We start from the raw sequence: 20,648 nt of genomic DNA, 5'->3' as shown, positions 1-20,648 counted from the left end.
CCCTTGGTCTCCTCAAGCCTTGGCGGCGATCTTGTCTTGCGTCTTCGTCTCGAAATCGGAGGCGTCGTGACGCTCATGCAGCTGTTCGGAGGGAGCTCCGTTGGCCTTGTTGACGATGATGCCGCGTTTCAGGGCAGGGCGCGCCGCCAATTCCTTGGCCCAGCGCAGAACGTTGGTATACTTGCCCGTCTGCAGGAAGGTGCCGGCATTGGGATAGGACTGATCCAGCGCCAGCTTGCCATACCAGGGCCAGATGGCCATGTCGGCGATGGTGTATTCATCGCCGGCCACGAACTGGCGGTCGGCCAGGTTGCGGTCCAGCACGTCAAGCTGGCGCTTGGTTTCCATGGCATAGCGATCGATCGCATATTGGATCTTGATCGGCGCATAGGCATAGAAATGGCCAAAACCGCCGCCGACGAAGGGAGCGGAGCCCATCTGCCAGAACAGCCAGTTCATCGCCTCGGCTCGGGCGCGCGCATCCGTCGGCAGGAAGGCGCCGAACTTCTCGGCCAGATAGGTAAGGATCGAACCGGATTCGAACAGCCGGATCGGCTCGCCGCCATCCTTTGGCGCATGGTCCATCATGGCCGGGATCTTGGAATTCGGGTTGACCCCGACGAAGCCGGAGCCGAACTGGTCGCCATCGCCGATCTTGATCAGCCAGGCATCATATTCCGCGCCGGTATGGCCCGCCGCCAGAAGCTCCTCCAGCATGATCGTGACCTTCTGGCCGTTTGGCGTGGCCAGCGAATAGAGCTGCAGCGGATGCTTGCCGACCGGCAATTCCTTGGTGGTCTGCGCGCCAGCGGTCGGCCTGTTGATGCTGGCGAACTGGCCGCCATTGCCGGCTTCCCAGGTCCAGACCTCGGGAGGCAGGTAGCCGGCGGGGAAGTTGTTCTCGGGGGATTTGTCGGTCATGAAAAACGTGTCCTTGGATCGTGAGGTTTAGCGCGCTTCGCGAGCACGTGACCCTAACATAGGTCGGTGATAGCGATTTACGCGTTTGCCACAATTCCTTTTGATGCAGCATTCAAAATTATTCAGCGGCCTCCGCCGGTGGCTTGGCGCCGGGGGAGGCTCCGCCAACGATGAGGGCCTTTGCGCTGATATACTCGTCGATGTCTTCCCAACCCACGGCATCGCCAAAGGGAAGGATTTCCCAGCGGCGGCGCTGCTCAGGTGATGCCGCATGAAGTCGCGGATACCACCACAAGGGCGCCTCGATCCGGCGACCGTCGGCCATTTTGAAGGTGATGGCGTGGTCGTCGACATCGACGCCGGACACCTGCAACTGCCTGTCATCAATGTCCAAAGTAGTCATGCCATGCCTCCAGAAACAATTGCCGGTTCTCGGCGACGACCTTCAGAATATCATTCACTTCGTGAGCGGCGAAGCCGGCCTTTCGAGCGACCCGCAAATCCGACAACCAGACCTTCAACTGCTTCCCGTCCTTCAGGACGTGGATATGCGGCGGTTCTCCGATTTCCTTGGAATAGAACAGGAACCGATGTCCCTTCCACAAAAGTAGGGTCGGCATGCCGCCCACTCCTCACAACGGTATCGTGTCGTGCTTCTTCCAGTGCGTTCCCACCTGCTTGTTCCGAAGGCTGGCAAAGGCGCGGGCGATCCGCCGGCGGGAGGAATGCGGCATGATCACCTCGTCGATGAAGCCCCGTTCGGCGGCCTTGAAGGGATTGGCGAAGTTCACCTCATATTCCCGCGTGCGGGCTGCGATCTTTTCCGCGTCGCCAAGCTCGGAGCGATAGAGGATTTCGGTCGCGCCCTTCGCGCCCATCACGGCGATTTCTGCCGTCGGCCAGGCATAGTTGATGTCGGCGCCGATATGTTTTGACGCCATCACGTCATAGGCGCCGCCATAGGCTTTGCGCGTGATGAGCGTCACCATCGGCACGGTCGCCTGGCTATAGGCGAACAAGAGCTTGGCGCCATGCTTGATGACGCCGCCATATTCCTGCGCCGTGCCGGGCAGGAAGCCGGGCACATCCACCAGCGTCAGGATCGGGATCGAGAAGGCATCGCAGAAGCGCACGAAACGGGCCGCTTTCCGCGACGAGTCGATGTCCAGGCAGCCGGCCAGCACCATCGGCTGGTTGGCCACCACGCCCACGGTCTGGCCTTCCATGCGGATGAAACCGGTGATGATGTTCTTGGCAAAGGCCTCCTGCAGCTCGAAGAAATCGCCTTCGTCGGCCAGGGCGTAGATCAGTTCCTTCATGTCATAGGGCTTGTTGGAACTGTCGGGGATCAGCGTATCCAGGCGGTTTTCGAGGCGCGCGGGATCGTCGTGGAACGGCCGCACCGGCGGCTTCTCCCGGTTGCTGAGCGGCAGGAAATCAAACAACAGCCGCACCTGCTCCAGCGCCTCGATGTCGTTCTCATAGGCGCCATCGGCGACAGAGGATTTCTTGGTGTGCGTGCCGGCGCCGCCCAGCTCTTCCGCGGTGACGATCTCGTTGGTCACGGTTTTCACCACGTCGGGGCCGGTGACGAACATGTAGGAGCTGTCTCGCACCATGAAGATGAAGTCGGTCATGGCCGGCGAATAGACAGCACCGCCGGCGCAGGGACCCATGATGACGGAGATTTGCGGCACGACGCCCGATGCATCGACATTGCGCTTGAACACATCGGCATAGCCGGCCAGCGAGGCGACACCTTCCTGGATGCGCGCGCCGCCAGAATCATTGAGGCCAATGACGGGGGCGCCGTTCTTCAGCGCCATGTCCATGATCTTGCAGATCTTCTGCGCATGGGTTTCCGACAGCGAGCCGCCGAGCACGGTGAAATCCTGGCTAAAGACATAGACCTGGCGACCATTGATCGTGCCCCAGCCTGTCACCACGCCGTCGCCGGCGATCTTCTGCTCCGCCATGCCGAAATCCACCGCCCGGTGGGTGACATACATGTCGTATTCCTCGAACGAGCCTTCATCCAGAAGCACGTCGATGCGCTCGCGCGCCGTCAGCTTGCCCTTGGCGTGCTGGGCGGCAATGCGCTTTTCGCCGCCGCCCATATGGGCTTCTCGGCGGCGTTCCGCGAGCTGGTCAAGTATCGTGTGCATGGGGCCTCCCCTGGCGGTCTTTCTCTGCTGACCCGAAACTGCCTTTAAACCCGACGACTTGCAAAGAAAATGATTGAACGCGCATGTTTGCGGATTTATAAAATTGCAAACTCGAAATTGCGAAAAAGCGAATGGCGACAGGCAAGCTCTTCATCGGCCGCAAGGTTCGCGATCTCAGGCTCGCGAGCCAGGCCACGCAGGCGCAATTTGCCGAGAAGATCGGCATCTCCACCAGCTATCTCAACCAGATCGAAAACAACCAGCGGCCGGTCTCGGCCGGGGTTCTGCTGGCGCTGGCGGAGAAATTCCAGATCGGCATAGCGGAGCTTTCCTCCGGCCAGAACGACCGGCTGCTGTCGGCGCTGACGGAGGCGCTGAGCGATCCCCTGTTTGAAAGCTATTCGCCGGGCCTGCAGGAACTCAAGCTGGTGACCCAGAACGCGCCCGGCATGGCGCTGGCGCTGATCCGCGCGCACGAAGCCTATCGCCGCAGCAATGAGCAGCTGGCAAGCTTCGACGACCGCATGGGCGGCACCACGCCGCTGGAGCCGACGCCCTATGAAGAAGTTCGCGACTTCTTCCACTTCGTCGACAACTACATCCACGACATTGACCGGGAGGCCGAAGCGCTGGCCGGCAGGCTCGGCATCGGCGATGGGGAAAACCATCAAGCGCTGACAGGCTATCTGGAAAAGACCCACGGTGTGAGGGTGGTCAGGGGTGATCCGGCCGACGATGCCGTCAGGCGCTTCGATCCGAAGGCCCGCATCCTCACGCTGAGCCGCTATGCCTCCGCGCCGACGCGAGATTTCCAGATCGCCCTGCAGATTGCCCAACTGCATGCGGGAACTCTCGTCGACAAGCTGGCCAGGGGTGCCGGGTTCCGCTCGGAGGAAGCCTATGAGATCTGTCGCATCGGCCTGCACAACTATTTCGCAGGGGCGCTGATCCTTCCCTACGGCATCTTCCAGCAGACGGCACGCGAGCTGCGCCATGACCTGGAGCTGCTGGCGGCCCGTTTCGGCGCCTCGCTGGAACAGGTCTGCCACCGCTTGTCGACCCTGCAGCGGCCGGGCCAGAAGGGCGTTCCGATCTTCTTTGCCCGCATCGACCGGGCCGGCAACATCACCAAGCGCCACAGCGCCGCGCGGCTGCAATTTGCCCGTTTCGGCGCTGCCTGTCCGCTGTGGAATGCGCACCAGGCCTTTGAAATGCCCGGCCGGATCATCCGGCAGCTGGCTGAAACGCCCGATGGCGTGCGCTATCTCTGCCTCGCCACCCAGGTCAACAAGGGCGTTGGCGGCTTCCGCACAGCCCAGCCGAGCTATGCCCTGGCCGTAGGCTGCGAGATCTCCTATGCCGACCAGTTCGTCTATGCCGATGGCCTGGAACTGACCAACCGTGCGGCCTATGACCCGATTGGCATCTCCTGCCGCATCTGCGAGCGCCCCAACTGCGCCAGCCGCGCCATCCCGCCGCTGAAACGCAAGCTCGTGGTCAATCACGATATCCGCCGGGCGACCCCGTACCGGATCGAATAGCGGGCGGCCGTTTGCCCCGCATTTTCGACCGCAGTCAAAATCATTAGTATTGACTCATTGAATAGTCGACGCTAATGATTATCGCATGATTGAAACAACCGCCATCAATACCGTCATGCGCGCCCTGTCGGACCCCACCCGGCGCAGTCTCTACGAGCGCCTTGCCGGCGCCGAGGAGATGAGCGTGGTGGAACTGACCCGCGACAGCGGTGTGACCCAGGGCGCCGTGTCCCAGCACCTCAAGACCTTGAAACTGGCGGGTCTCGTGGCGGAGCGACCCGAAGGCCGCAACACATACTACCGCGTGCGTCCGGAAGGGCTTCAGCCCCTGTTCGACTGGATGAGCCATTACGGCATCTTCTGGCGCGAACGCTTCGGCAATCTCAGAGCAATCCTGAAGGATATCGATCCATGACAGAGACAGCAGTATCGATGGCAGCCCGCGAGATTGTGGTGGAAGAGGTATTTGCCCATGCGCCCGAGGTTATCTGGCGGGCGCTGACGACGGGCGTGATCATCTCGAGATGGTTGATGCAGCCAGAAGGTTTCGAGGCCGTGGTCGGGAACCGCTTTACCTACAAAACCAAACCCGCCGGAGCGTGGGATGGCACTATTCATTGCGAGGTGCTGGAGGTCGTGGAGAACCGCCGCTTTTCCTATGCCTGGCGTGGCGGAGACGTGGGCAACAGCGGCTATGGTTCGAGGCTCGACACGGTCGTGACCTTCACGTTGGAACCCGCCGGTGAGGGCACCCGCCTGCGCCTCGTCCATTCGGGCTTCGAACTTCCAAAGAACGAAATTGCCTTCACCAACATGGGCAATGGCTGGAAAGTCATCATGCCACGACTGGCTGGCGTGGTGGTCGAGACCGAGTAAATCCTGAAACGGAGAAGAATGCGATGTCGAAACCGTATCGCGGGGGCTGTGCCTGTGGAGCACTCCGTTACGAAGTAGGGGGCGAGCCGGTTGCCATGGTGGAGTGCCAATGCCGCCAATGCCAAAGGGACAGCGGAACTGGTCACGCCTCAAATCTTGCCTTCATGGGCGCTCAGGTGACCATAGATGGCCCGCGCAACACCTGGGACATGGTGGGGGATGGTGGCACCCGAAAGAGCCGCGCCTTTTGCCCGACCTGCGGCTCTCCCGTTTATACCGTCTTTCCTGACATGCCGAATTTCATTGCCGTCCGCGCAGCAAGCCTTGACGAGCCAGAACGCTATGCTCCGCAGATCGTGGTCTGGGCCGATGCCGCGCAACCGTGGGACCGCGTGGATGAAGCTCTGACCAAATTCGATCAAATGCCGCCCGCGATGGCCTGAGCGTCCGCAACCACACGAAACCGCACCGACTTTACAAAAACGTCGCGCGCTCCTCGCTGACGACCTCCTGCAGGAACTGCACCACGGTGCGCACCCTGAGCAACGCGCGGGCATTCTCGTGATAGGTTGTCCAGTAGGCGCGGGCGATGGAGATGTCGGGCAGCACGCGGATGAGTTCGGGGTGCTGTCGCGCGATATAGGTGTGCAGGATGCCGATGCCGCCGCCCGCCCGCACGGCTTCCGTCTGGCCGATCGCGCTGGAGATCTCGAAACCGGCATCCCAGTTCCGCATCACCTCGCCGGTATAGTTCAGTGAGGCCGAGAAGATCAGGTCCTCGACATAGCCGATGCGGCGATGGATGGCCAGCGCCTCGATCGTCTCGGGCAGGCCGAAGCGCTTGGCATAGTCCCGCGCGGCGTAGAGGCCGAGCCGATAGTCGGTGAGCTTGGCCGAGACCAGCCGGCCCTGTTCCGGCCGCTCGATGGTGATCGCGATATCCGCTTCACGTTGCGACAGCGAGAAGGCGCGGGGCACGGGCACGAGCTGGATCTTGAGGTCGGGAAATCGCTCGGTGAGACGACCCAGGCGTGACGCCAGGAAGGCCACGCCAAAGCCATCGGGCGCACCGATACGCACCGTGCCGGCCACGGCGCCATCGATCCGGCCAATCTGCGACTGGGCCGACAGCATTTCGGTTTCCATGCGCTCCGCCGCCGCCAGGAACACCTCACCCTCGGGCGTCAGCTCGCAGCCGCTGGTATGCCGCCGCAAAAGCGCGCTGCCGAGCGACTGCTCCAGCGCCGCCACCCGCCGCGACAGCGTCGCATGGTTCACCCCAAGCCGCCGCGCCGCGCCGAGAAACTGTCCGGCACGCGCGACGGCCAGAAACATGCGTACGTCATCCCAGTTCATGGCGCGGGTCTTTGCTTCATGGGAGCGCTCGGGCTTTGGTTTTGTGGCCGATTATCATTGCATGTTTCGAAATTTGCACAACGTGCGGCAAAAATGGCGGCAATTCACGATAGGATCAATGCCCCGGATGAACTAGCGCCGACATCCTCTGCTCGAAGTCGCTGGCGATATCCGACAGCCTGATCGCGCCGAAGCGCTGTAGCATCAGCGCTTCCGCTTCCATCCGGGTCTGTTCAAGCGCCGCATTGACGGCCTTTTCCACGAGACATTCGGCATGGTCGTCCGAGGGAACGAGGCAAAACATCGGTGGCCTGTCCAAGGCCTCGTAGACATCCAGCAGGCTGATCTGCTCCAGCGGCACGACAAGGCTCCAGCCGCCGCCATGGCCTTTTTCCGATTGCACATAGCCGCGGTCCCTTAGGCCCGCCATGGTGCGGCGAACCACGACCGGGTTGGTAGTCAAAATCGCGGCAATCGCCTCCGAGGTCATCACGGGGCTATGGCGACCCAGATGGATCAGCACATGCAGCATTCTCGACAGTCGGCTGTCTCCGCGCATCGATGGCACTCCTTGTTTTCCGCTGTATAGCCCTGATGTCATCACGCAACAAGTTAAGTTGCATGAGATTGACTCATCAGATATCGTAACTTAATAAGTTGCGAGACATAAAAGGAGTGATCTCATGGAATTTGACGTCGTGATCGTGGGCGGTAGCTTTGCCGGCTTGTCCGCAGCCATGCAGCTTGTACGCGGCCGTCGGCGCGTGCTTGTTGTCGATGCCGCCAAGCCGCGTAACCGCTTTGCCCACGCATCTCATGGATTTCTTGGGCAAGACGGCAGGCCGCCGGCCATGATCCGCCAGACGGGGATTGATCAGCTGCAACGCTATCCTGGTTTCGAACTGCGACAGGACGAAGTGCTTTCGGCAGAGCCGCTGGACAAGGGTTTCTCGGTGGCCTTGGCCTCCGGCGATAGGGTGACGGGCGCAAGGCTCATCCTTGCGGGAGGCGTAAAGGACTCACTGCCCGAGGTCGCCGGCCTGACGGAACGCTGGGGGCAGTCGGTGGCGCATTGCCCCTACTGCCACGGTTTCGAGATGGGTGGCGGTCCGCTCGGCATTCTTCTGACGAACAAGGTGGGGCTGCATCAGGCCCTGCTGTTGCCGGATTGGGGACCGACCACCCTGTTTCTCACAGAGGGGATGGATCTGGATGACGCCGAACGTGCTCGGCTGGTCAATCGCGGTGTTGCGGTGGAGACCACGGCGGTGGTTGAGCTCGTAGGGGAGGAGAGTGCGCTGAGCGCCGCGCGTCTGGCCGACGGTCGCCTGACGCCCATTGTCGGCCTGTTTGTCCAGCCGAAGACCAGTCTCTTTGGCACGCTGGCCGGCGATCTCGGTTTGGAGCTGGAGGATGGCCCGACAGGCGCATTTATTCGCGTCGATCAGATGGCGCAGACAAGCCGCCCGGGCGTGTTTGCGGCAGGAGATGCGGCTAGCGTCATGCACAATGCCACGCTGGCCAGCGGTTCTGGTGTCCGAGCCGCCAGCGGAGCGCATTTTTCGCTGATCCACGCTGAAGCCGAGGGCGAGCCAAGATTGTGCGCTCGCGCGTAGCAAAGGTTCGACAAACGGCAATCGTTGTTCGATTTCTGCACAACGGTTGCCAATCCCGCGACATTGCTTTGTCGCCGCCGTGGTGGGATTGTGCCTCCACCAATCAAAATCTGAGGAGGCACATCCATGCGTGAAATCGGCCATTTCATCGGCGGCAAGCAGGTCGCCGGCACCAGCGGGCGCACCGCCAATGTCTATAATCCCGCGACGGGCGAAGTCCAGGCGACGGTTGCTGTGGCAAGTGCTGCGGAACTCGACGCCGCCGTGCAGAACGCCAAGGCCGCGCAGCCGGCCTGGGCGGCGACCAATCCGCAGCGCCGCGCCCGCGTCTTCATGAAGTTCGTGCAGCTCTTGAACGACAACATGGCGGAACTCGCTGAAATGCTCTCCAGGGAGCATGGCAAGACCATTGAGGATTCCAAGGGCGATATCATCCGCGGGCTTGAAGTCTGCGAATTCGTCATCGGCATTCCGCACCTCTCCAAGAGCGAATTCACCGAAGGCGCCGGCCCCAATATCGACATGTATTCGATCCGCCAGCCCGTCGGCATCGGCGCCGGCATCACGCCGTTCAACTTTCCGGGCATGATCCCGATGTGGATGTTTGCCCCGGCGATCGCCTGCGGCAACGCCTTCATCCTGAAGCCGTCCGAGCGCGATCCGTCCCTGCCGATCCGGCTTGCCGAACTGATGATCGAGGCCGGCCTGCCGGCGGGCATCCTCAACGTCGTCAACGGCGACAAGGGCGCTGTCGATTCGATCCTGACGCATCCCGATATCGGCGCTGTTTCCTTCGTCGGCTCGACCCCGATCGCGCGCTATGTCTATGGCACGGCGGCGATGAACGGCAAGCGCGCCCAGTGCTTCGGCGGTGCCAAGAACCACATGATCATCATGCCTGATGCCGATCTCGACCAGGCCGCCCAGGCCCTGATCGGCGCTGGCTACGGCTCGGCCGGCGAGCGCTGCATGGCGATCTCGGTTGCCGTCCCGGTCGGCGAGGAGACCGCCAACCGTCTGATCGAGAAGCTGACGCCCATGGTCGAGGGTCTGCGCATCGGCCCCTATAATGACGAGAAGGCCGATCTCGGCCCCGTCGTCACCAAGGAAGCCAAGACCCGCATTCTCGGCCTGATCGATCGCGGTGTCGAGGAAGGCGCCAAGCTCGTGGTCGATGGCCGCAACTTCAAGCTCCAGGGCTATGAGGACGGCTATTTCGTCGGCGGCTGCCTGTTCGACAATGTCACGCCCGACATGGACATCTACAAGACCGAGATCTTCGGACCGGTTCTCTCGGTCGTGCGTGCCAAGAACTACGAGGATGCGCTCGCCCTGCCGATGAAGCATGAATACGGCAATGGCGTCGCGATCTATACCCGCGATGGCGATGCGGCCCGCGATTTCACCAGCCGCATCAATATCGGCATGGTCGGCGTCAACGTGCCGATCCCGGTTCCGCTCGCCTACCACTCCTTCGGTGGCTGGAAGGCTTCGTCCTTCGGCGATCTCAATCAGCATGGTCCCGATTCGATCAAGTTCTGGACCCGCACCAAGACGGTCACCAGCCGCTGGCCCTCGGGCATCAAGGACGGCGCCGAATTCGTCATCCCGACGATGAAGTGATCGACCAAGGTTCAGACGCAGATATTGGCGCCACCCTGTCGACAAGGCAGGGTGGCGTTGTCTTGTCTAACGTTCACGCTCTGCTAGGTTCGATCCTGGGGAGGGGCGAACATGGCGAAGCGCAAAATCCATACGGGTGGCTGCCTTTGTGGCGCCATTCGCTTCGAGGCCGATGCGCCGGCTGCGCGTCCGCACACCTGTTCCTGCAAGATGTGCCAACGCCACACGGGCAGCCTGACGGCGCCCTGGGTCGAATTCCCTAGGGATGCCGTCCGATGGGTTGGGCCGGCGGGCACCCCGTCAACCTGGCGCTCCTCCGATATCTCGTCGCGGGCGTTCTGCGGCACTTGCGGCTCCTCGCTCGGGGCCCTGGACGACCAGCCGACCATTGCGCTGCTCTTGGGCTGCTTTGACAAAAATAGCGCTGCAGATCTGAGGCCAACCTATCACTCCTATAAAGGCGGCAGGCCGAAATGGTGGTGCGTCGAAATCCGCGAGACCTGAAACCTTATTCACGGGAAATCTGCAAAGATACTTGAGCGGGTCACGGTCTCGTGATCACTATGTCTCTGCGCCCAGGGGGAAAAGCGACGCGCAGATTTGATTTCGTGAGGGATAGTGTATGCAACAGGATGTTTCGGAGCGTGGGGATCGTTTGTTCCGCGGTGAATTTCGCGGCAACGCCAAGGAATATTTCGGGATCTGGATCGTCAACGTGCTGCTGACCATCGTGACGGTCGGCATCTATTCGGCCTGGGCCAAGGTGCGGCGCAATCGCTATTTCTACGGCAATACCTTTGTCGCCGAACACTCTTTCGACTACCACGCCAAGGGCAAGCAGATCTTCATCGGCCGCGTCATCGTGTTCGGCCTGTTCTTCGCGGTCAACATCCTGACATCCATCGTTCCGCCGCTGGCCTTCGTCTTCCCGCTCATCATCCTCGCCGTGCTGCCCTGGCTGATCTCGCGGGGCCTGCGGTTTTCGGCGCGCGTCACCAGCTATCGCAATATTCGCTTCGATTTCGTCGGCAAACCCTGGGGCGCTTTCGTTGCTGTCATCCTCGGCGGATTGGTGGCCTTCATCAGCTTCGGCATCCTGGCGCCCTTCGCCAGCCGCTGGCTCTATCGCTACGTGTTCAACAACCTGCGCTATGGCGACCGTGCCTTCAGTCTCGATATCGCCGTTGGCCGCATCTATGCGGTCTGGATCCTGCCGGCCTTGATGGCCGTGGTGGGTGCCGTCATCGTCGGCATTGTCGGAGTGTTCATCTATGTCGCCAGCGCGCAGGGAATGCCCGAGGATCCCGGTGAAGAGGTCTTGGTTGCCTTGATGATAACCGGCATCTACGGCTTCCTGATCCTCGGTTTCATCGTCTATGCCGTCATCTCGATCTTCTACAAGATCGGCGTGCGCAACGTGGTCATGTGTGCAACGCTCCTGGACGGACGCCACCAGCTCTATTCCGACATGGGGCGGATGCGCTATTTCTGGATCGTGCTGTCCAACCTCGTGGTGACAATCCTGACGCTTGGCCTGATGCGCCCCTGGGCGGCGGTGCGCGAGCATCGCTACAAGGTCGAACATGCTGGCATCACAATCCAGGGCGATATGGGCGAGATCGTCGCATCGATGCAGGCGAGCGGCGCGGCGGCGACCGCCGAATATCTTGATATGGAAGGCTTCGACTTTGGCTTCTGAGGACGGCTCCATCGCGACAGGTCACTGGCACCCCCCAGGCTCCAGCCGAAGCCTGCCGGCCACCCTGGTCGCGTCGGGCCGCCGTCTCTCCGTCATGCTTGGCGACCAGCCGGAACCGGCGGTGGCGGGAGATCTAGCGCAGATCGAGGTTTCCGATCGCGTCGGGCGTATTCCCAGGCGCATCAGCTTTGCCGATGGCTCGATGTTCGAAACGCCTGATAACGATGCCGTGGACGCCTATCTCAAGGGTCACCGCGCCAACCGGATGGGCGTTATCCATGGGCTGGAGAAATTTCATCCCCGTCTCATCGGCTTCGCACTTGCGGTCTTCCTGCTGGCAGGGCTTATCTACCGCTATGCGGTGCCGGCGCTGGTCGAGGTCGCGATCTGGGTAACGCCGCCTGTCGCCACCGAGATGATGGCGTCCGGCACGCTCTCCTCCATGGATCAGGCGGTGTTTTCGCCCAGCAAGCTGCCTGAAGACAAACAGAGGGAACTGAAGACGAAGTTTCAGGAATTGGCCGCCAATGCCGAGCGCGGGCCGTTCGGCTATACGCTGAATTTCCGCAGCGGCGGCTTCATCGGTCCCAATGCCTTTGCCCTGCCAGACGGCACCCTTGTGATCACCGACGAACTGATCGAGATGGCTGATGGGGACACCGAGATGCTGCTCGGCGTGCTGGCCCATGAGATCGGCCACGTGGACCACGACCATTCGCTGCGGCAGCTCTATCGGGCGGCGGGAACGGCCGCTCTCATCATGCTGATCGCGGGCGATATCGGCTCGGCCGGCGAGGACATCCTGACCAACGGCGCGGCCCTCGTGTCGCTGTCCTATTCCCGCGATGCCGAAAGCGAGGCCGATAGGGCCTCGGTGGAACTGATGTCCAAGGCCGGTTACGATCCGACCGCGGTCGGTCGCTTCTTCGCGGTGCTGGAGAAAAAGCTGGGCGACAAGAGCGAGACCTCGATGTTCTCCACCCATCCGGGAACGCCGGAGCGCCGCAAGGCGATCGATGACTATGCGACGCTGCTGAAAGAGCGGCAGCAGGTGAAGTAGCACCGTCTTCGAAGATTGCCTCGGGAAGGTCACAGCCTGCGCCAAGCGACGCGAGCCGCCCGCCGGCAGTGTCTGCGAGTATTCAAATAAAATGTGATTATTTATACGCTCAATTAACTCAAAACGTCATAGTTTCTTGTTTGAAAGGCCGCCGGTTTCTTCCGGCGCTGCATGACGCTGTCGCCTTGCCCTGTTTCTGACATCCCGCCAGAACCGTTGTTCCATCGGCGCTTCGCGTTCTTCTCCAAGAAAGTTTTTCCATGTTGAGCCGCTTTTCCATCAAGGCCAAGATATTGTCCATGATCATGCTGCTGGGGTTCATTTCCCTGTGCGGCATGTCGCTCCTGGCCTATCGTTTCCATCAGGTCAATTCGGCCTATGCCAGCTTCATCCAGAACGAGACCCAGGCGGCCATTCTCGGCGCCCGCTCGTCTGCCGGTATGTGGACGGGCATCAACGCCATCTCCCGCGTCGCCGTGCTGGATGCGGCCTCGCCCGAATTCGAGACGCTGAGCGCCACCTTCGTGCGCAACTATGCCGGCGCCATGGAAAAGATGGTCGCCATCGGCAACATGGTACCCTCGCGCAAGCCGGCCGCGGCGGAAATCATCGCCAGCATGGAGAAGTTCAAGGCGATTTACGAAGAGATCGTCACCCTCAAGAAGGCCGGCAAGGACGCGGAAGCCCTTGAGGTGGCCAAGCGCATGGATACGCTCTCCGGCGACATCTCGTCCAAGTCAGGCGCCAACAACACGGCGATGATGGCGATGATCACCGAAGGCGGTCAGGCCCTGTCAGACCAGACCTCCTCGAATATTCAAAGCAGCCTGATCATGCTCGTCGCCGCGATCATCGCGGTCACCGCACTGGCCTTCTTCGTCGCCAGCGCCGGCATCACCAAGCCGATGGAGCGTCTGCGCCAGCGCATGCAGTCGCTGGCCAAGGGCGAAGCCCGGACCCCGGTGGAAGGCCTGGAGCGCCACGATGAGATCGGCACCATGGCCCAGACGGTTGAGATCTTCCGCAACAACGAAGTCGAGCGCGTTCGCCTGGCATCTGCCACCGAAAGCAGCCGCGAGCAGCGCGAGGCTGAGGTTGCGGCCGAAGAGGCCCGTCGCGCCGAAGAAGCCGCCCAGTTGCAGCAGGTGGTCACCGGTCTGGCCGGTGGTCTGCAGGCGCTGGCAGCGGGCGATCTATCCTACCGCATCGAAAAGCCCTTCGTTGCCAATCTCGATTCGCTGCGCAACGACTTCAACCACTCCGTCCAGAAGCTCTCTGAAGCCATGCGCGTGGTTGGCAACAACGCTTCGGCCATCAGCTCCGGTTCCAACGAGATCCGGTCGGCAAGCGATGACCTCGCCAAGCGCACCGAACAGCAGGCCGCGTCAGTGGAGGAAACGGCTGCCGCGCTTGAGGAAATCACCACCACGGTTCGCGACGCCGCCAAGCGCGCCGACGAGGCACGCCGCCTGGTTGTCGCCACCGGCGCTGACGCCAAGGGCTCGGGTGCGGTCGTTCACTCCGCAGTGGAAGCCATGCGGCAGATCGAAGGCTCCTCGGTCGAAATCTCCAACATCATCGGCGTCATCGACGATATCGCCTTCCAGACCAACTTGCTGGCACTGAATGCCGGTGTTGAAGCGGCTCGCGCCGGTGAAGCCGGCAAGGGCTTTGCCGTCGTCGCCCAGGAAGTGCGCGAACTGGCTCAGCGTTCGGCTAATGCAGCCAAGGAGATCAAGGCCCTGATCACCACATCGAGCGCCCAGGTCGAGGCCGGTGTGAGCCTGGTCGACAAAACAGGCAAGGCGCTGGAAGCGATCGTCTCCCAGGTGGCCCATATCAGCGACCACGTCCAGGCGATCGCCGAAGCCTATCGCGAACAGTCGCTCGGCCTGCAGGAGATCAACAACGCCGTCAACAGCATGGACCAGGGCACGCAGCAGAACGCCGCCATGGTCGAGCAGGCCACGGCAACCGCCCATAGCCTGGCCAGCGAAGCAGCCGAACTGATGCAGCTGCTCGGCCAATTCCGCCTGCCGGGCGACGCTCAGGCCGCACGCGGCTACTACGGCAGCGCCGCCCCCCGCTCGCGCGCGGCGTGATCCTGGGCCTGGTCCGAAACAAATAGCTGAAAGCAGAAAGGGCGCCGCGGGGCGCCCTTTCGTTTAATGACAAGGGATGCATTCTGCTCGAGTCATCCTCGGCCTTAAGCCGAGGATCCATAAATTTCAATGGGTTATGGATGGTCGGGTCAGACCATACCATGACGGAAGAGAGAGATTGCCGCACTTTTTCCAAAAGTCTGAGGGCGCCACGGGCTCCACTTTTTCAGGTTGATGACAAAGATCGGCTTTTTGGCGAGACCCTATTCAGCCGTCATTCCGGCGAAGGCCGGAATCCAGCCAAGGCGCGTCTGCGCCGTGAAAGGACTCATTCGCAATCAAGGACTTAATTGCGCTGGAAGCCGGATCGGCGGCCGGCATGACGGTGAGGTTTTCGGTCAAGACCAACGTCGAAAGAGTTTGAATGAGAGTTTGTCAGCAGCCTGCAAAAAGGGCGCCACCGGGGCGCCCTTTCTTCATTTTTTTCGCCAGATGATTACTGGCTCGGGCCGTCGTTGAGGCCGACCTTGTCCACCAGTTCGGAAGCCGTCTTGCGATTCTTCGCGATTTCGGCCAGCGGCAGGGTGTCTGGCTTGATCGCGCCGAAGGACGCGACGATCTCTGAGGGCTTGGCGCCGGGCATGACAGGATATTCGAACACCTTCTCGGCATAGATTTCCTGCGCCTTGCCGGAGGCGAGGAATTCCATCAGCTTGACGGCATTGTCCTTGTTCGGGCTGTTCTTGGCGAGCGCCATGCCGGAAATATTGACGTGGGTGCCGCGGTCGGTGACGTTCGGGAACAGCACCTTGGTGGCAGCGGCCCATTCTTTCTCTTCCGGATCCTTCTCGTTGGTCATCATCAGACCGACATAATAGGTATTGCCGAAAGCGATGTCGCATTCGCCTGCCATGATGGCCTTGGCCTGGCCGCGGTCATTGCCGTCGGGCTTGCGGGCGAGATTTGCCTTTATGCCCTTCAGCCAGTTCTCAGTATATTCGGCACCGTGATGGGCGACCATCGAAGCAAACAGGCCGATATTGTAGGAGTGCTGGGCATCGCGCATGCAAAGCCGGCCCTTCCACTTCGGGTCGGTCAGCTCTTCATAGGTGATCGCCGTTTCCGGCACGCGATCCTTTGAGGCGTAGATTACGCGCCCGCGGGTCGTGAGGCCAAACCACTGGCCATCAGGATCGCGATACTGGGCCGGGATGTCCTTGTTGATGATCTCGCTGGAAAGCGGCTGCGTCACGCCGCCATCCTTGGCTTCCATCAGGCGGGCGATGTCGATGGTCATGATGACGTCCGCGGGCGAGTTGGCGCCTTCAGCGGTGATTCGCTCAACCAGGCCCTTGTCCAGGAACAGCACATTGGTGGCGATGCCGGTTTCCTTGGTGAACTCGTCCAGCAGCGGCTTTATCAGTTCCGGCTGGCGGTAGGAATAGATGTTGACCTCGCCAGCGGCGAGCGCGCTGGTGGCCAGGAGAGCGGACATGGCCGAGCCGATCAGGGCTGCGGATACAAAGCGTTTCTTGAACATGGAATTCCCTCCTCTGGTAACTATATTAGTTGAGTGGGCTATTCATGAATTGTTGACATGTGTCAATGTCGCTTATGGGCGGTCACGGATTCGTGAGCTTGTGAACTTGAGTATTTTGGAATTGTTCAAAACTACGGAACGCGCTATATAAGGCTTAGCGACGATACAGGGAGTTCGGCATGCGCTTGACGAAACAGACGAATTACGCGGTACGCATGTTGATGTACTGCGCCGCGAACAACGAGCAGCTGAGCCGCATTCCCGAAATCGCCAAGGCCTATGGCGTCTCCGAACTCTTCCTGTTCAAGATTCTCCAGCCGCTCAACAAGGCCGGCCTGGTGGAAACGGTCCGCGGCCGCAATGGCGGGGTGCGGCTTGGCAAGCCGGCCAAGGATATCTCCCTGTTCGACGTGGTGCGCGTTACCGAGGACAGCTTCGCCATGGCCGAATGCTTCGAGGACGATGGTGAGGCCGACTGTCCGCTAATCGACAGCTGCGGCCTGAACTCGGCGCTGCGCAAGGCGCTCAACGCCTTCTTCGACGTGCTGGCGCAATATTCCATCGACGACCTGGTGAAGGCGCGCCCGCAGATCAACTTCCTGCTCGGCATCGACACCCTTGAGCCCCGCTTGCGCAACGCCGCAACCGGCGCGCCGGTCGCCCCGGCAGCCTGAGCCACTATTCAACGACCCTGGTTCGATAACCCGCCCGTGCTTTTGTGCCGGCGGGTTTTTTGTTGCGCCTTTGGCCGTACGTTCCGCGAAAAGGCCCTCTCTGGTCTGCCGACCATCTCCCCCACAAGGGGGGAGAAGACTCGCGGCGACGGCTCGGCTCAATCCGCTTTGGGTTCGGCCGGGTTAAGCCATCCCCCTTGTGGAGAGGGGGATTTTCACAGTCGTCATAGCTTACTGTTGCCTCTGATATGCCTTGGCTTGCCCCATGCGCCTCACTATGGTGCCGCCGCAAACGCAATCGGAGTGGACTGATGGACGAGACAGGGGCAGGACAGGCAATCATCGTGATGGGCGTGAGCGGCTGCGGAAAATCCTCCGTCGGCGCGCTGCTGGCGGAGCGGCTCAGTCTGCCCTTCATCGAAGGCGATGTGCTGCACCCAGAGTCCAACGTCAAGAAAATGGCCGAGGGCACGCCGCTGACGGATGAGGACCGCTGGCCTTGGCTTGATATTATCGGCCAGGAACTGAGCGCCGCATTGAGCCGCGGCGAGGGCATCATCATCTCCTGCTCGGCCTTGAAGAAGATCTACCGCGACCACCTGCGCAAGGCCGCCGGCGGCAGGCTCTCCTTCGTCTTCCTGGAAGGAACGCCGGAACTGCTGGCAGAACGCATGGGCGCCCGCAAGGGCCACTTCATGCCCACCTCGCTTCTGACCAGCCAATTGGCGACGCTGGAAGTGCCGACCGGAGAGCTCGGCGTGGTGACGGTGTCGATCGACCAGGCGCTGGAGGGGATTGTCGAGGATGCGATGCGGGGGATGGGGGAATTGCGGTAGGGAATTGCGAAGAGCGCTAGTCGGGGAGACCGAGCGCTTAGGACTATGCATCTTTTTTGCGTCGCCATGTCCTATGTTATTTTTACATCTCTGCATTGAATAAATGTCAGAACAATTTATTGATAAATAAACACCTAATTTCTCGTTCACCGAAATCCCCGCACAAGCCCTATCAGGTATAAGGTTCCGATGAGTGAAGCGTCTTTCTCTAAATTCGAATTGGTACGCCTGCTTCAGGATGATGGTACATGGCTGGATTTTGAAAGCGATTGGAGACAGCAGTGCGACGAAGTCGGGGAGGATTTTGACAACTACGCTGAAGCGACGTTGGGCGCGGTGCGCGATATCATTGAAAAAGAAGCAAAAAAAGCAGGCGTATTTGCCTTAACGATGAACGGGATTCACGTGGCGATGTGTCAGGTAAATTCTGCTATGCTTCCTGGGTATGATGGGCCAGTTGCACGAGTGCGTTTCATAACCCTTTCGCCAACACTGGATTATGCCGAAGGCGACATATCACAATATGCAGAGGTGATGATAAAGTTGCTTATGCATGTAATTAAACTTGCGCTCAATCACGACGAAATGCGTAGTAAGTATGTCAAATTTCATCTTCGCAGTCCGGCTGACACACAGTTTTTTCAGGCCGTCGGCAAAGGGCTGAATGACACAGAGCTTTTCGGTTCCGTTGCAATGCGAGGCTCATGGCTTTATATAGCTTTCAAGTAAACGGAACCTTCATTGGTTCCGTGCTGTTAAATAGGGTATCCACGGGAGGAAAAGGAGATCCATGATGAATATCGCGAAGCTTGAAGAGACAGTCACCAGAGCGGTGACAAACGCGATGAAAGAAGTTGGCATTGAAGGGTTCAAGAAAACGTCATTCTTCATGTCGAACTCCAAAATCGCCGCAGTCAAAGCTGCTTAGTATGTGGCAGGCAATTTAAACCCCCGCTTCTGAACTGACCTCCGAAGGTTGGGCCTCCAGATTTCGGAGGTCAGTTCAGAAGCGGGGTTTTTGTGTCAGTTTATTGATACTTGCATAAAGGCATATGAGCCTTCCGATCACCGGAACAAACCTCTCCTCCGTCGCATTCACCATCGACAGAGGAGAAACTCCATGAGCTACGTTCACAAACCCAGCACCACCCCCACCCCCGACGTTTCCGATCCCCATCCCGGCAGCGTGTCCGATGGAACCCGTCCGGATGCCGATGAGACCGGCGAGGTGCGTAAGGATGGCGCGGGTGTTGAGGATAAGGTCAAACGCGAGCAGGCCGTCGATCCGGCGCTTATGCCCGGTGGCGATCCGGCCGGCATGGCCTAGGGTTCACACCCCCAGCCTGTCCCGCAGGCCATACCACCACGCCCCCAGCACCGTGAACGGCACGCGAAACGTCTTGCCGCCGGGGAAGGGCAGGGCCGGCAGCGAGGCCCAGACGTCGAAGCGGCTGGCATGGCCTGAAACGGCTTCGCCCAGGATCTTGCCCAGGAGATGGGTGGTGGTCACGCCGTGGCCGCTGTCGCCATGGGAGAAATAGACATTGTCGGCCAGCTTACCGACATGGGGAATGCGCGTCAGCGTCAGGGCGAAGTTGCCGGACCAGGCATATTCGATCTTGGCACCCGCCAGTTGCGGGAAGGTTTTCAGCATGTTCGGGCGAATGACGCCCGTCAGGTTGGCCGGGTCTTGGCCCCCATAGCCGATGCCGCCGCCATAGAGCAGCCGGTTGTCCGCCGTGCGCCGGTAATAGTCGAGCACGTAATTGGCATCCTCGACGCAGTAATTGGCGGGCAGCAGGTCCTCGATCAGTTTCGCATCCAGCGGTTCAGTCGCCATCACCTGGCTGGAAACCGGCATCATCCGTTCGGTAATCCTAGGCAGCAGAGAGCCGAGATAGGCATTGCCGCAGACCAGCACATATTTGGCCCTGACCGAGCCCGCCGCCGTGTGCACCACGGGGTTCGCCCCCATCGCCAGCGCCGTCACCCGCGAGTTTTCAAAGATGCGGGCATCTAGGCTTTCCGCGGCCGCGGCCTCTCCCAGCACCAGGTTCAGCGGATGGATATGGCCCCCCAAGCGGTCGATCATGCCGCCGGCATAGCGATCGGTCTTTACATATCGGCCGACGTCGGATTTCGACACCATCTCCAGCCCGGTATGACCGTGCTTTTGCCAGTTGGCCCTGACCTCGGCCATCTCGCGGATCTGCTTGTCTGTAAAGGCGGCGAAGAAGCCGCCGTCCACCAGGCCGCAATCGATGCCGTATTTCGCCACGCGCTCCCGGATGATCTGGCCGCCTTCCAGCGACATCTCGCCCAGTTTCGCTGCCTTTTCCGGCCCGTAGCGCCGGGCGATCACCTCAAGATCGCGGCTATAGCCATTGACGATCTGCCCGCCATTGCGGCCCGAAGCGCCGAAGCCGATGCGCTCGCCTTCCAGCACGACGACGGAAAATCCGTTCTCCGCGAGTTGCAGCGCTGCCGAAATGCCGGTGAAGCCGGCGCCGATCACGCAGACGTCTGCCTGGGTTTCTCCGGCAAGGCTCGGCCGCACGCGCTTGTCATTGGCCGACGCCGCATACCAGGAGGGCGCATGGCCGGGATTGCTGCTGGAGGTTCTGTTCTTGTCGCTCATC

At 60.7% G+C, this 20,648-nt stretch carries 23 protein-coding genes; 15 read left to right on the top strand and 8 right to left on the bottom strand.

The genetic code is table 11. The annotated features are described in order from the left end of the window. Positions 1–12 precede the first annotated feature (12 nt). The 4 genes from yghU to B9A97_RS23725 all read right to left on the bottom strand — a co-directional run bounded on the left by yghU (position 13) and on the right by B9A97_RS23725 (position 3,086). On the bottom strand, positions 13–921 hold the full coding sequence (yghU, locus tag B9A97_RS23740) for a glutathione-dependent disulfide-bond oxidoreductase (RefSeq protein ID WP_084368297.1): 909 nt from the start codon (positions 919–921) through the stop codon (positions 13–15). Positions 922–1,039: 118 nt separating this feature from the next. Then, a complete protein-coding gene (locus tag B9A97_RS23735; RefSeq protein ID WP_084368296.1) occupies positions 1,040–1,324 on the bottom strand; it encodes a DUF2442 domain-containing protein in 285 nt (94 codons plus the stop codon). Further along, positions 1,305–1,541, bottom strand: a complete 237-nt coding sequence (locus B9A97_RS23730; RefSeq protein WP_084368295.1) for a DUF4160 domain-containing protein — start codon at positions 1,539–1,541, stop codon at positions 1,305–1,307. Before B9A97_RS23730 ends, B9A97_RS23735 begins: the two co-directional genes overlap by 20 nt. A gap of 12 nt (positions 1,542–1,553) precedes the next feature. After that, positions 1,554–3,086, bottom strand: coding sequence for an acyl-CoA carboxylase subunit beta (locus B9A97_RS23725; RefSeq protein WP_084368294.1), 1,533 nt, complete (start codon positions 3,084–3,086; stop codon positions 1,554–1,556). A gap of 131 nt (positions 3,087–3,217) precedes the next feature. Here B9A97_RS23725 and B9A97_RS23720 point away from each other — a divergent pair, with 131 nt between their 5' ends. The 4 genes from B9A97_RS23720 to B9A97_RS23705 all read left to right on the top strand — a co-directional run bounded on the left by B9A97_RS23720 (position 3,218) and on the right by B9A97_RS23705 (position 5,946). After that, entirely contained in the window at positions 3,218–4,627 is a 1,410-nt protein-coding gene (locus B9A97_RS23720; protein ID WP_084368293.1) for a helix-turn-helix domain-containing protein, read from the top strand. An 85-nt stretch (positions 4,628–4,712) separates the two neighbouring features. Further along, on the top strand, positions 4,713–5,042 hold the full coding sequence (locus B9A97_RS23715) for an ArsR/SmtB family transcription factor (protein WP_084368292.1): 330 nt from the start codon (positions 4,713–4,715) through the stop codon (positions 5,040–5,042). Then, positions 5,039–5,503, top strand: coding sequence for an SRPBCC family protein (locus B9A97_RS23710; RefSeq protein WP_084368291.1), 465 nt, complete (start codon positions 5,039–5,041; stop codon positions 5,501–5,503). Before B9A97_RS23715 ends, B9A97_RS23710 begins: the two co-directional genes overlap by 4 nt. Positions 5,504–5,526: 23 nt before the next feature. Next, positions 5,527–5,946, top strand: a complete 420-nt coding sequence (locus B9A97_RS23705) for a GFA family protein (RefSeq protein WP_084368290.1) — start codon at positions 5,527–5,529, stop codon at positions 5,944–5,946. A 31-nt stretch (positions 5,947–5,977) separates the two neighbouring features. Here B9A97_RS23705 and B9A97_RS23700 read toward each other — a convergent pair whose 3' ends face one another. Continuing rightward, positions 5,978–6,859 (bottom strand): LysR family transcriptional regulator, encoded by an 882-nt coding sequence (locus B9A97_RS23700; protein WP_084368289.1) that lies wholly within the window; start codon positions 6,857–6,859, stop codon positions 5,978–5,980. Positions 6,860–6,974: 115 nt separating this feature from the next. Then, positions 6,975–7,418, bottom strand: a complete 444-nt coding sequence (locus B9A97_RS23695) for an Rrf2 family transcriptional regulator (protein WP_084368288.1) — start codon at positions 7,416–7,418, stop codon at positions 6,975–6,977. Between the two features lie 124 nt (positions 7,419–7,542). Here B9A97_RS23695 and B9A97_RS23690 point away from each other — a divergent pair, with 124 nt between their 5' ends. The 6 genes from B9A97_RS23690 (at position 7,543) to B9A97_RS23665 (ending at position 14,959) form a co-directional block, all read left to right on the top strand. After that, positions 7,543–8,475: an NAD(P)/FAD-dependent oxidoreductase gene (locus tag B9A97_RS23690; protein WP_084368287.1), complete on the top strand. Its 933-nt coding sequence runs from the start codon at positions 7,543–7,545 to the stop codon at positions 8,473–8,475. A gap of 126 nt (positions 8,476–8,601) precedes the next feature. Next, positions 8,602–10,098 (top strand): CoA-acylating methylmalonate-semialdehyde dehydrogenase, encoded by a 1,497-nt coding sequence (locus B9A97_RS23685; protein WP_084368286.1) that lies wholly within the window; start codon positions 8,602–8,604, stop codon positions 10,096–10,098. A gap of 111 nt (positions 10,099–10,209) precedes the next feature. Beyond that, positions 10,210–10,602: a GFA family protein gene (locus B9A97_RS23680; RefSeq protein WP_084368285.1), complete on the top strand. Its 393-nt coding sequence runs from the start codon at positions 10,210–10,212 to the stop codon at positions 10,600–10,602. Positions 10,603–10,720: 118 nt separating this feature from the next. Next, positions 10,721–11,797, top strand: a complete 1,077-nt coding sequence (locus B9A97_RS23675) for a YjgN family protein (protein WP_084368284.1) — start codon at positions 10,721–10,723, stop codon at positions 11,795–11,797. Further along, positions 11,787–12,857 (top strand): M48 family metallopeptidase, encoded by a 1,071-nt coding sequence (locus tag B9A97_RS23670; RefSeq protein ID WP_084368283.1) that lies wholly within the window; start codon positions 11,787–11,789, stop codon positions 12,855–12,857. Before B9A97_RS23675 ends, B9A97_RS23670 begins: the two co-directional genes overlap by 11 nt. Positions 12,858–13,117: 260 nt before the next feature. Next, positions 13,118–14,959 (top strand): methyl-accepting chemotaxis protein, encoded by a 1,842-nt coding sequence (locus B9A97_RS23665; protein WP_084368282.1) that lies wholly within the window; start codon positions 13,118–13,120, stop codon positions 14,957–14,959. 496 nt (positions 14,960–15,455) lie between these two features. Here the strand turns inward: B9A97_RS23665 and B9A97_RS23660 are convergent, their stop codons facing one another. Next, positions 15,456–16,454: a Fe(3+) ABC transporter substrate-binding protein gene (locus B9A97_RS23660; RefSeq protein WP_244564341.1), complete on the bottom strand. Its 999-nt coding sequence runs from the start codon at positions 16,452–16,454 to the stop codon at positions 15,456–15,458. Between the two features lie 224 nt (positions 16,455–16,678). Here B9A97_RS23660 and rirA point away from each other — a divergent pair, with 224 nt between their 5' ends. The 5 genes from rirA (at position 16,679) to B9A97_RS23640 (ending at position 19,336) form a co-directional block, all read left to right on the top strand. Beyond that, the gene (rirA, locus tag B9A97_RS23655) at positions 16,679–17,173 is read left to right on the top strand and encodes an iron-responsive transcriptional regulator RirA (protein ID WP_084368280.1); all 495 of its coding nucleotides are present in this window, start codon (positions 16,679–16,681) and stop codon (positions 17,171–17,173) included. Positions 17,174–17,484: 311 nt separating this feature from the next. Next, positions 17,485–18,009: a gluconokinase gene (locus B9A97_RS23650; protein WP_084368279.1), complete on the top strand. Its 525-nt coding sequence runs from the start codon at positions 17,485–17,487 to the stop codon at positions 18,007–18,009. Positions 18,010–18,198: 189 nt separating this feature from the next. Beyond that, the gene (locus B9A97_RS23645) at positions 18,199–18,738 is read left to right on the top strand and encodes a hypothetical protein (protein WP_084368278.1); all 540 of its coding nucleotides are present in this window, start codon (positions 18,199–18,201) and stop codon (positions 18,736–18,738) included. A 61-nt stretch (positions 18,739–18,799) separates the two neighbouring features. Further along, positions 18,800–18,937 (top strand): hypothetical protein, encoded by a 138-nt coding sequence (locus B9A97_RS29910; protein ID WP_179145381.1) that lies wholly within the window; start codon positions 18,800–18,802, stop codon positions 18,935–18,937. A gap of 192 nt (positions 18,938–19,129) precedes the next feature. Continuing rightward, complete coding sequence (locus tag B9A97_RS23640) at positions 19,130–19,336, top strand: hypothetical protein (protein ID WP_084368277.1); 207 nt, start codon at positions 19,130–19,132, stop codon at positions 19,334–19,336. A gap of 3 nt (positions 19,337–19,339) precedes the next feature. Here the strand turns inward: B9A97_RS23640 and B9A97_RS23635 are convergent, their stop codons facing one another. Further along, complete coding sequence (locus B9A97_RS23635) at positions 19,340–20,647, bottom strand: NAD(P)/FAD-dependent oxidoreductase (protein WP_084368276.1); 1,308 nt, start codon at positions 20,645–20,647, stop codon at positions 19,340–19,342. Position 20,648: the final 1 nt, after the last annotated feature.

Origin of the sequence: Rhizobium sp. RU36D (assembly GCF_900176345.1) — a bacterium.
Taxonomy (GTDB): Bacteria; Pseudomonadota; Alphaproteobacteria; order Rhizobiales; family Rhizobiaceae; genus Allorhizobium.
This window is presented reverse-complemented; position numbering and strand designations above follow the sequence as displayed.